General features: G+C 72.9%; 12 protein-coding genes and 1 pseudogene. 6 read left to right on the top strand and 7 right to left on the bottom strand.

Going from position 1 to position 9,822, the window contains the following annotated elements:
• Together AC0CYZ_RS10010 and AC0CYZ_RS10005 are read right to left on the bottom strand one after the other, a co-directional pair.
• Positions 1-642 (bottom strand): polysaccharide deacetylase family protein (locus tag AC0CYZ_RS10010; protein WP_472214790.1); only part of this gene is annotated, 642 nt, incomplete at its 3' end.
• Positions 643-1,646: 1,004 nt separating this feature from the next.
• Complete coding sequence (locus tag AC0CYZ_RS10005; protein ID WP_472214788.1) at positions 1,647-1,967, bottom strand: hypothetical protein; 321 nt, start codon at positions 1,965-1,967, stop codon at positions 1,647-1,649.
• A 548-nt stretch (positions 1,968-2,515) separates the two neighbouring features.
• Here AC0CYZ_RS10005 and AC0CYZ_RS10000 point away from each other — a divergent pair.
• The 3 genes from AC0CYZ_RS10000 to AC0CYZ_RS09990 all read left to right on the top strand — a co-directional run bounded on the left by AC0CYZ_RS10000 (position 2,516) and on the right by AC0CYZ_RS09990 (position 4,424).
• Complete coding sequence (locus tag AC0CYZ_RS10000; RefSeq protein WP_472214786.1) at positions 2,516-2,644, top strand: hypothetical protein; 129 nt, start codon at positions 2,516-2,518, stop codon at positions 2,642-2,644.
• 113 nt (positions 2,645-2,757) lie between these two features.
• Complete coding sequence (locus AC0CYZ_RS09995) at positions 2,758-3,243, top strand: YybH family protein (RefSeq protein WP_472214784.1); 486 nt, start codon at positions 2,758-2,760, stop codon at positions 3,241-3,243.
• A 692-nt stretch (positions 3,244-3,935) separates the two neighbouring features.
• A complete protein-coding gene (locus AC0CYZ_RS09990; RefSeq protein WP_472214782.1) occupies positions 3,936-4,424 on the top strand; it encodes a hypothetical protein in 489 nt (162 codons plus the stop codon).
• Positions 4,425-4,548: 124 nt separating this feature from the next.
• Here AC0CYZ_RS09990 and AC0CYZ_RS09985 read toward each other — a convergent pair whose 3' ends face one another.
• Both AC0CYZ_RS09985 and AC0CYZ_RS09980 read right to left on the bottom strand, forming a co-directional pair.
• Entirely contained in the window at positions 4,549-5,472 is a 924-nt protein-coding gene (locus AC0CYZ_RS09985; protein ID WP_472214780.1) for an ATP-dependent DNA ligase, read from the bottom strand.
• A gap of 407 nt (positions 5,473-5,879) precedes the next feature.
• Positions 5,880-6,220, bottom strand: a pseudogene (locus AC0CYZ_RS09980) (MmyB family transcriptional regulator).
• A 210-nt stretch (positions 6,221-6,430) separates the two neighbouring features.
• Here AC0CYZ_RS09980 and AC0CYZ_RS09975 point away from each other — a divergent pair.
• Positions 6,431-6,922 carry a hypothetical protein gene (locus AC0CYZ_RS09975; RefSeq protein WP_472214778.1) on the top strand — a complete coding sequence of 164 codons (492 nt, stop codon included), beginning with the start codon at positions 6,431-6,433 and terminating at the stop codon, positions 6,920-6,922.
• Here AC0CYZ_RS09975 and AC0CYZ_RS09970 read toward each other — a convergent pair.
• Positions 6,823-7,689, bottom strand: coding sequence for a hypothetical protein (locus tag AC0CYZ_RS09970; protein ID WP_472214776.1), 867 nt, complete (start codon positions 7,687-7,689; stop codon positions 6,823-6,825). The genes AC0CYZ_RS09975 and AC0CYZ_RS09970 overlap by 100 nt on opposite strands.
• Between AC0CYZ_RS09970 and AC0CYZ_RS09965 the strand changes: the two genes are divergently transcribed.
• Together AC0CYZ_RS09965 and AC0CYZ_RS09960 are read left to right on the top strand one after the other, a co-directional pair.
• The gene (locus AC0CYZ_RS09965; RefSeq protein ID WP_472214773.1) at positions 7,673-7,825 is read left to right on the top strand and encodes a hypothetical protein; all 153 of its coding nucleotides are present in this window, start codon (positions 7,673-7,675) and stop codon (positions 7,823-7,825) included. The two genes, AC0CYZ_RS09970 and AC0CYZ_RS09965, sit on opposite strands and share 17 nt — an antisense overlap.
• Before the next feature lie 426 nt (positions 7,826-8,251).
• Positions 8,252-8,746, top strand: a complete 495-nt coding sequence (locus AC0CYZ_RS09960) for a hypothetical protein (protein ID WP_472214771.1) — start codon at positions 8,252-8,254, stop codon at positions 8,744-8,746.
• A gap of 293 nt (positions 8,747-9,039) precedes the next feature.
• Here AC0CYZ_RS09960 and AC0CYZ_RS09955 read toward each other — a convergent pair whose 3' ends face one another.
• Positions 9,040-9,537 carry a hypothetical protein gene (locus AC0CYZ_RS09955; protein WP_472214769.1) on the bottom strand — a complete coding sequence of 166 codons (498 nt, stop codon included), beginning with the start codon at positions 9,535-9,537 and terminating at the stop codon, positions 9,040-9,042.
• A 114-nt stretch (positions 9,538-9,651) separates the two neighbouring features.
• Positions 9,652-9,744: a DUF5710 domain-containing protein gene (locus tag AC0CYZ_RS09950; protein ID WP_472214767.1), complete on the bottom strand. Its 93-nt coding sequence runs from the start codon at positions 9,742-9,744 to the stop codon at positions 9,652-9,654.
• Positions 9,745-9,822: the final 78 nt, after the last annotated feature.

The following is a 9,822-nucleotide window of genomic DNA, read 5'->3' as shown; positions in this document are numbered from 1 at the left end:
CAGGCCCCGCTCGCGGATGATGCCGGTGATCTGGTCGAACAGCCCGAGCACCGTCGGGTGGTTGGCGTGCCCCAGCATGATCGTTCCAGGGGTGAGGTAGCGGCGCGCCTGGGAGAGCAGGAACTGGGGCGTGACGGTGGTGGCGTCGCCGTAGGACCCGGTCCACAGCACCGGCTTAGTGAATCCGACGTCCCTGGCGATCGCGTCAACGCTCGAATTGTGGGCCCCGTAGGGCGGCCGCCAGTACGGGCGGGAGGCGGTGGCGAAGGTGCCCGCGATCCACTGCTCATTGCGCTCGAGCTCTTCTCTGACCTTCCCAGGCGGGATCCGGGTCAGCCAGGCGTGGCTGAAGGTGTGGTTCATGATCTGTACCTGGCCAGCCTCGATCAACGGGCGCAACACCGCGGCCTGGGGGCCCCACGCCCGCCCGTAGGTCCCGTTCGGGCTGAAGGTCAGGTGCACGCCCGTGCGGCGGGCGAACTCGACATAACCGGCGACGACCTCGGGCGCGTACCCGTCGTCAACCGTCAACGCAATCAGCCGCTCACGCGGAGGCGGCGGGATACTCGCCGGCACTCCACGTGCCGGTGCCGCTGAGGCCCTCGACTCGTCGATCCCCGCGAGCCACGCGGCCAATCCCACCGCCAGCACGCCGGCCAGAGCGCGACGGGAAATGACCTCGGCGGCCCCCTGCCGAGAAACCAGGCCTCCCCCCTGACGGCGCAGCCCTGACCTCTTGCTCACCTCGGTGCCCCCGCCCCCGTCGCCCGTCTCACGCACCTCCTGCGCGTGGGCGCGAAAGGTATTGATCTTATCCGGATCGTGGCCGCGAGAGCTCCACTAATGTCGGTCGCCCGCCCGGAGCGGACATGACCCGCGCGATCTTCACGACATGCCGTACTGGCAATCCTCGCCATCCAGCCACCGCGGCGGGCGGCCAGCCAGCTACGCAGCACCGCCCCGAGGCGGCCTCGACCAAGTCCAGCCGTCGCGTCGATCGGCCGGGGTTCAACTCGACGATGCCGGTGGCAAACGCATCGGGCCGCCCCGCGGCCCGCGTGGCCAGGCGTCGCCGCAGGGCGGGGTCCAAGGCCTGCGCAGCCGCCGATCGGCTGCGCAGGTTGCCATGCCTGTATGTGCCGGTCTGGCCGGTTCTATCCGGGATCAAGCACGCGGAAAGTCAGCTTGAGAACGACCTGCGCCGCGTGATCACCGGCGGGCAACGGGCCCGCGCCGCCGAGCAGCTCTCCTTGGCCCAAGGGTGGAACAAGACCCGGTTGCTAAGGCCACCGGGCTCTCCCGCGCCCCGTCCGTGCCGCGGCCGCGCTGCCCCGGCACGGCGAGGCCACCCGGCACGCCGCCCACCACGGCGAGGTCTCCCTCGAGCAGGTCGCGATCCTGGACCGGCTCGCCGACCAGGGCGCCACTGAGGAGCAGCTCGAGCTGCGTCGCTCGAGCTGCTCGCGCGCAGCGGCAGCAGTTACGACCACCACGTCACCGAGCTAAGCAAGACCCTGCTCCGTCGCGCTGCGGCCGCGACCCTGTAGGAGAGGGCCGACACCCACGGCTGGACCGCTTCATCGAGCCCGAGGGCTACCCGCCGGTTTGTTAGCGCCGGGTGGCAATGCTGCTGGGTTCTACGCGGCTCATGCTTCTGGTGCCGGGCGGGCGACCGCCAGCGCAGCGGCGGACAGGCCGCGAGCCAGGTCTCCGAGGTCGCGGTGATCGTCGCGGAGCCAGTGGTGGACCTGCTCGGCCGCGAGACCGGCAAGAAGTAGGTCGGCGCGAAGATCTGGTTCGGGCGCTCCGGTCTCGCTGAGCAGGTAGCGGCAGTGTTGACGCCATTCCTCCGCAGCGATCTCACTCTGGTCGCGCACCCCGGCGAACGTCCGCAGGTCCAGTCGGCCCTGCCTGATCGCCCTGTCCGGGGGCACCTGGTCGATGCTGACCCGCGCCGCCGCCGCCACCTCACTGCTCGACGTCGCCGAGACCGGCGGCGGCGGAGCGGCTCGTCGGTCGCGGCTTTGTCCTGGTCGGTGGCCACCCCGGCCCCGCTTCGGGCGCGCGCAGACCTGCGAGCTCTCCCCGCAGACGCTGCGCGAGGCCAGGGCCATCCACGACCGACCGCCCGGTACCCCAACAGTTGTGCGGCGGTGGTCTATCCAGCTCACTAACGACCACTAACGTTGGCAGACGCTCGAAGAATCCTGAACAATAGATGGGCTCCGGCGCAGCACTGGGGGGTGGTGGTGCGCCGGAGCCTTGTGTGGGGCTGGCTCTGGGGGGTGACGGGCCAGTCCCACACCTTTCCCGACGATAGACCTATGTTGGATGAAACGTGTAGTGAGCATGAGAGGTTGCGTCGGCGGGTCTAGCTCTCTGCAACATTCGCCGGCGATCCTTACGCGACGCCGTCAAGACCGACCGCGTCGAGGACACCGAGCTGTAGCGGACCTGGGAGCGCGCCCAGCTACGGTCGCAAGCAGCTCACCTGGTCCACGGGGCGCTGGGACATGTGGGAGCTGGCTGGCCCGGCCGGGAGCGCACCGACGAGGAGATCGCGGGCGAGGAGACCCGCGGAATCGACCTGATCGCGATCCTGGCCCGGCTGGCCGACCCGCCTTCACCGACACCGCAGGGCTGAGGGCGGGAACGAATCCCGACAGCCGTGGCGCCCGGAGGTGTCGAGACCTGGCCCTCGGTCTCGACACCCCGGCGAGCGGCGCCCGACGGGCGCCCCGCCACCAGGAGGACGACATGACCGCCGACGCTCCCGTCACCGACCAGCTCGTGCCCGACGACACCGCCGCGGAGCAGGACGACATCCGCGCCGTCCTCGCCCAGTACGTCGCCGCCCACGCGGACGGCGACGCCGAGGGCATCCTCGCCGCGTTCACCGACGACGCCGTGCGCTACACCCTCGCCCCGCCGCTGGTGCAGGAGCCCGGCACGGAGTATGGGGACGCCGACGGTGTCCGCGCCTGGCTGCGCACCTTCGACGGGCCGGTCGTGCTCCACCACCGGGACCGGCGCATTGCCGTCGGCGCGGACGTGGCGTTCGCGCACACCCTGGCCTCGATGACGGCGACACCGGCCGGCGCCGCGCGGCCGTTCACCTTCTGGTTCCGATCCACCTTCGGCCTGCGCCGGACGGCCGGCGCCTGGCGGATCGTCCACCAGCACGACTCGACGCCCTTCCACATGGACGGCAGCTTCCGCGCCGCCACCGAGCTCGAGCCCTGACCGATGGCCGACACCGACCAGCCGGGCCCTGGCCAAGGCCCCACCCAGGTGGCCCGGCGGGGTGGGTGTAGCAGCTCCACGCCGCCTGCCACTCCAGCATCCGCAAGCTCCACCCCGGCCGACACCCGGCCCGCTGAAGGCCACCACGGCGGCCCCGAGCGGGCCGCGATCGGTCGGCCAGCACGCGGGGACCGCGGTGGTGTCGGACTCGAACCCGTATCGCGTCATCGCCCCGCCCCTGCGCCGCTGCCGTGCGGTCTCCCGCCGGGGTGATGGTTTGCACCTCGACTGGGGCCGGCCCGCGGGTCGCGGACGGTCGTTGTCGGTGTCCGCGGATAGCTTCCCGACTCGTGGACGAGCCGCACACCGACACCGAGGCCCCGACACCGAGCGTGCTCGAGCGGGTGGCCGGCGCCCTCGCACAGACCAAGGCCCAGGAGTGGATCGCCTCCGCGGGTCGTGGTCAACGGGGAGATCGCCACCGACCCCGCCCGACCCACCCCCCGCGGGCAGCGCTGGTGCATCAGCGGCGGCTGACCCACGCTGGCAGACGAGCAGCCCATTGGCCGCGGCCCGGCCGAGCGGGGACGGCCCTGTCCTGCTGGCCGGGACGAGCACCCACGGGTCCGCGGGGTTCCTAGAATCCGCGGGCACCGGGGACTTGACCCTGCGGCTGCTGCTCCGGAGGCCCGGTGACGCGACGCGTCGATGCCCGCTCCACCGGCGACCTGGAGTCGCTGCTCGCGGCGGTCATCGCCGTCCTCGAACAGGACCCGAGCTGGGCCTGCACCGACCGCGACGGTCTCGCCGCGGCACTGGGCGGGGCGCTGCACGCGCGGGGGCTTCCCGGCGAGCTCGACGCGCCGCTGCGCGCCGGCGGGCGCGCCGAGCTCCTGCTCGCCGGGACCGAGCGGCCCGGGCGAGGGGTGGCGGTGCTGCCCGCGGCGCACGGGGCCACCGACGCCATCCGCGCCCGGGTCCGGGCCCTGGCCGCGCACAGCGAGATCACCGCCGTGGTCATCGCCAGCCCCCGCCCGCGCCATCGGGCGCTCGCCGGTGAGCGGGGGCGAGGTCGCGGTGCGGGTGGCGCCGCTCCCGCCACCGTCATCATCGAAACATCCAGGGCACACCCCACCCGCCCCCCTAATCCTGACAAGACCTGTCAGCGACGTGTCGGCTAGGACCAGCCGCGGGTGACGTCGAGCAGGCTCAGCTCCCGGCCGTCATGACGAAGCCAGCGCCACGTTCTCCACAGTCGCCTCACCCCGTCCACGGTGCCCCACCGCGGAGATGCTGGGGAAGGGTTCAGCCCGCGGTGTCGAGCTGGTCGCCGAGGACCACGCCTTTCCAGCTGGGGTGCCGCAGCAGCCGGCCAGGGCGATGCTCCCGGTAGGCGACAGTGCCGAGCAGCTCGGGGCGCACGAACCGGGCCCCGGCCGGGAGCCGCTCGACGCCGTGGGTGAACGAGCAGACCTCGGTGGTCAGGGCCGCGAGCCGAGCGGTGAGCTCGCTGAAGGTTGCCCTCGTCCATCCGGTGCCCACCTCGCCCACGAACTCCAGCCCGCCGGCCTCGGTCGGCCGGCCCAGCAGCAGCGACCCGACCGCGCCCGGTCGACGCAACCGGCCCTGGGCGACCCCGCCCACCGCGAACACCGATCGCTGCGTCACCACCGTCTTGATCCACGCCTTCGACCGGCGACCGCTGCTGTACCTGGACTGCGGCGCCTTACTGACCACGCCCTCGACTCCGTAGGACCTGGCCGTGGCCAGCAGCACCATCGGGTCGACATCGGTGAACACCGGCGAGACCAGCAGCCGCGGCTGAGTATCCAGTCCGAGCCCGTCGAGCAGAGCGCGCCGATCCCACAGCGGGCGCCCGGTCTGGTCGAGCCCGTCGAGGGCGAGCAGGTCGAACGCCACGAACGAGACCGGGTGGGCCGCGACCCGGGACGGGGTGGCGGTGGTGCGGGCGCGGGCCTGCAGACGCTCGAAGTCCGGTAACCCGCCCTCACCGGGGGCGACCAGCTCCCCGTCGAGGACCGCGCCGCGGGACCCAAGGGCCTCCTCGAGGGCCGCGGCGATCTCGGGGAAGCGGTCGGTGACCACCCGCCCGGCGCGGCTGGTCAGCCGCGTCGTCCCGCCCTCGTCCCGGGAGGCCATGCATCTATGGCCGTCGTACTTCCACTCGTAGGTTTGGCCGGCGGGCGGGTCGCCGGCCACGGCCAGCATCGGCGCCACCGGGCCCCGCCACCGCGGTGCCGCGGCGTCGGGGGACGGGGCGGGCGAGCGAACCACAAGGCGGGTCTACCAGCTCTTGGGTCCGGCGGGGCGTGGAAGGTGCTGTCCGAGACGGTTAGGTGCAGGGTCTTATGGGTGGACTCGCGCGTCTTCGTTCTGGTTCCGGGGGCAGGGGTGGCGATCTGAGTCCCCGCCGTGCAGGAGCTTGCTCTGCGGGGAGCTCGGTCGGGCCGCCGGACTTGGCGGTGGCGGTGGCCAGGCCCAAGCCGGAGTCGGCGCCGTTGATCACGGCCACTTGATTGTCGAAGTCGTAGGTCGGGTTCATCGGGGCTCTCCCTTCGCGAGGTGCGCAGGGTGGATCGACCGATCGCCGGTGGGGCGCTCGGTTGGTGGGACGGTCAGGGCGGCGCCGTGATGCTCAGGGGACCGGTGACGGCCGCGGGACTGTGGGTGGCGGCCCAGCTGGTGAGCAGGCGCAGCGCGTCGTCGTCGGTGGAGCCTGGTTCGGCGCTGAAGGCGATGAGGTCGAGACCGGGGTCGGCGTAGAGAGCCATGACCTCGAAGGACAGGTGCAGGTCGCCGACCACGGGTGGTTGATGCCCTTGCGCCCGGTGCGGTGCAGGCGGACGTCGTGGGCGGCCCAGCGGGTGCGGAGGTCCTCGCTGCGGGTGGAGAGCTCGCCGACAAGGTTGGTGAGGGCGCGGTCGTAGGGGTCGCGGCCGGCGGTGGTGCGCAGCATGGCCAGCGACATCCACACCGGGCGCGGTTCCACGTGCTCGTCGCGGCCGTAGCCGCAGGGCAGGGCGCCCGGCGGGCGGGCGTCGAGGTCGTCGTCGCTCACCACCCCAGCCTAGAACATACGTTCGACCGTGGAGGCGCTCGACCGGGTGGACGGCTCGTGGGGGGACCCGGGTTCGGCGCTGTCAACAATCTGCTCACCATGGCAGGGGTGTCCGACCCGCCCGGTGAGCAGCTCGACCTGTTCCCCGACGCCTACCTGCCACCGAAGCCGCAGACACCGCCGCGGCCGCCGAGCCCGCGTCGTCGCGCCGCCGTAGGGGCCTCGAACGACATGGCCCTGGTCGCCCAGGTCCTCAGCGCCGCCGAGGCGCCCGGATACCTCGTCGAGGACACCGCCGCCGGCACCCGGGTCTGGCGAGCCTCGGGACCCGTCGACCCGAGCCGCGAGCTTCCACAGCTCGAGCAGGCCGAGCGCGACGAGGCCGCGATGGTGACCCAGCTGCTGGCGCGGGGTTGGCTGCGCCGCACCGCCGGGACCCAGACCCGCACCGGAGTACAGCGCGGGCAGTCCTCGGGGCGCCGCCGCGTCGACGTCGAGGGTCATGCCGTGAGCGTGCCCTCGCGTGCCCGCCACACGCTGGTCCGCTGGTCCGCGCTCACCGCCGTCCCGACCCAACGCCGCGACCCCGACTCGCCCTGACCCCGACGACACCGGAGCTGCCGCCAATGTCCGCCCCACTTGACCGTGTACCTGCCTGCCCGCCGGTCCAGCTCAGCGATGCCGAACGCGACGCGCTGACCAAGGAGCTCTTCGCCCACTGGCACGCGAAAGAACCGGAGGCTCACCACTGCTTCTGCGGCAGCGACAACGACCTCCTCGACGCCATCTCCCAGATCCGCGCCGAGCGGGAACGCGCCGACGACGACGAGATCGGCGGCTGACCTCACCTCGGCCCGGCCTGCCGCGCATAGACGGCCGACCCCACCCGGCTTCCCCAGCAGTCGCCACCATCCACTCGAGAAGGAGACCCCGTGAGTCCCACCGACCTCGCCCCCGACAACACCGCCCGGCCCCTCGACAGCGGCGGCGCGGTCATCGATGTCGTCCACCCGCTCCTGGTCGTCGAGTACGACCCGGAATCCGGAGCCCTCGCGGTGAGCCTGGCCCGCGACTGGTCCGCCGCCCGGGCCCGCCACGAGGCGGCCCTCGAAGACCAGCGCGCCGAGCACCGTCAGCGCGACCTCGAGCGGATGAACGCCGAGGCCGAGGCGGCCAGCCACGACGAGGACACCAGCGAGCTCGCCGCCCGCCACGAGAAGGAGCGCGCAGCCGACCACGCCGCCGAAGAGCGCGTCGAGGCCGAGGAAAACCGCGCCAGCGAGCACGACGTCCCGAGAGGCCTGGAAGGCCAGCCCCGAGATCGCCGCCGACGACGCCGACGGCCCCGCGATGGAGGCCCGCGTCAACGCCTTCTTCGACGACGTGCAGCGCCGGGACATCGCCCGCTGGACCCAGCATCCCGAACCAGAGCCACCCGAGTTCGACGAGGCCGAGACCGAACTCGAGCCTGCTCGCTACGACGACGCCGAAGCCGAGCTCTGACCCCGCCCGCCCAGAACGCCGCCCACCGCGTCGGACCCCACTGGCAGGCTGAACCCGGCGGGGTTGGTGCCGGGCGCTGAACGGCACGCGATGAAGGGAAGGCTGGCCAGGTGGCGATCCAGGGCGGGGGGCGGTCGCGGGGGAGCTGTGCACCTGCGGGCGCCCCGCGGTGCAGGTCATCCTCGCCGGGCCCGGCGACGCGTGGGGCGACACCGGCTACTGCGGCCTCGACGACGGCGGCGCCCCGGCCGAGGGTGTCTGCACCTTCTGCGGCGACACCATCGACCACGACGCCTGCGGCCGCGCCGAGCAGGCCGCCGGGCGCCCGCACCTGGCCTACGTCACCGACGGCGCCCCCAGGGCGGGTGCTGCCCGCTCTACCGGCTCGCCCTCAGCGACCCGCTCCCCGACGTGCACCCCGAGTCGGTGCAGCGATTCGATCCCGACACCGACCGCCAACAGCGCTCCGAGGCCCGACTACGGGGCGAGCTGCTCACCATCCTCGAAGCCGCCGGGGCTGACCCCCACGGCACCTACCAGCTCAGCAAGTTCGACGAGAACGACCAGGACGAGGAGGTCGAGACCGGCGACCTCGAGGACGTCGTGTTCGACATCGGCTGGGCCACCCGCCAGGCGCTGGCCCGCGACGAGCACGACCCGGGCGACCGGGCTCCCGGCGCGGGCCAGACCGCGGTCGCGGTGATGGTGCTGCTGCTGCGGGCCCGCCTCGACGAGCTCGGCGTGAGCCCCAACCCCCTCGACGGGCTCGACGCCGCCGCCCTGATCGCCCGCGCCGGTGGCGAACAGGCCTGGCGCGAGACCATCGCCTGCGACCGGCCGCTGCTCATCGCCCGCCGCGTGGTCCGCCGCGCCCTCGAGCCCGGAGCCCCGCAGGACATCTACCGGCCCTGGTACTCCTGACCTCCCGCGCTGCGCGAGGTCACCGGCGGAGCCGGCCTCGCTCGGACTACACCTGTATCGAAGACGGCGTCGAGTCGCTTCCCGAGGCGCCCGCAGAGGCCAACGGGGCGATAGGGATGTTCCCGCGAGGAGCCGTCAGATCGGGAACGGGGGCAGCCCGCGCAGCACCCGGGACATCGGGTCCTCGCCGCGGCCCACCTCGTCCACGGTGACCCCGCGGACCGCGACGCCCGGGTCGCGTTCCGGCGCCCGCTCGCCCTGGTCGGGTCGGTGGGCTGCTCCCGGCCGGCTGGTCAGCTCGTCGAGTGCGGCCGCGGCGTGGGCCGGGCGCTCCCCGGCCGCGGGTGGGGCGTGATGGTGACGCCGACCGAGGTGAGCATCGACATATCGAGCTCCCAGACATACTCGGAACGTCGCTGCCACTTCGCGAACGCGGCCTCGACGTGCTCCCAGGCCTGCTGGCGGGTCCAGCCGTTGACGTGGCAGAGGTGCTCGAGCGCGGACTGTTCGCGGCCCTGGATCTGCGCGTGCCCGAAGTGGGTCGCCTGGTGGCAGGGCGTGCAGAGGGCCACGAGCCTGGTCAACTTCTGGATCATCCGCCCGCTGCTGGTCTCGCGCGGGTACGACCAGCGCTCGTGAGCCTCGAGCCAGCGGCGCGCGTCCGGGTCCCGCGGCGCACCGCAGGCCTCGCAGCGATACCCCGGCCGCCGGTAGGTCATCTTGCGGAGCCGATCCCAGTCGCCCGGCGCGACCGCGCTGCGGACGTTGCTGAACCAGCAACTACTGGGCACAAGATCAACAAAGAGGCCTTGTCCCCAGCTGCGGTCCTCGCCGGGCAGCAGTTCGGGCAGCTCGGGGCGCGCCGCCCACCGCGCCAGGGAAGCGATACCGGGGTGGGGCGCGTACTAGCGTTTCGCCTCGCGATCCCACCGCGCCCCGGCCGCCTTGGCCTGCTCCTTCTCGGCGAAGGACACGTCGAGCCAGTGCCGCTCGGCCATCGGTGATCACCTACGCGGTTCACACCCGCGGCGGCGCAGGATGGGGGTCTCGGCGCGGCCGGTCGGGTGGCCCCCTGC

It is taken from the genome of Actinomycetospora sp., assembly GCF_055612215.1.
The sequence above is the reverse complement of the archived record's forward strand: the minus strand, read 5'-3'. Positions and strand labels throughout refer to the sequence as shown.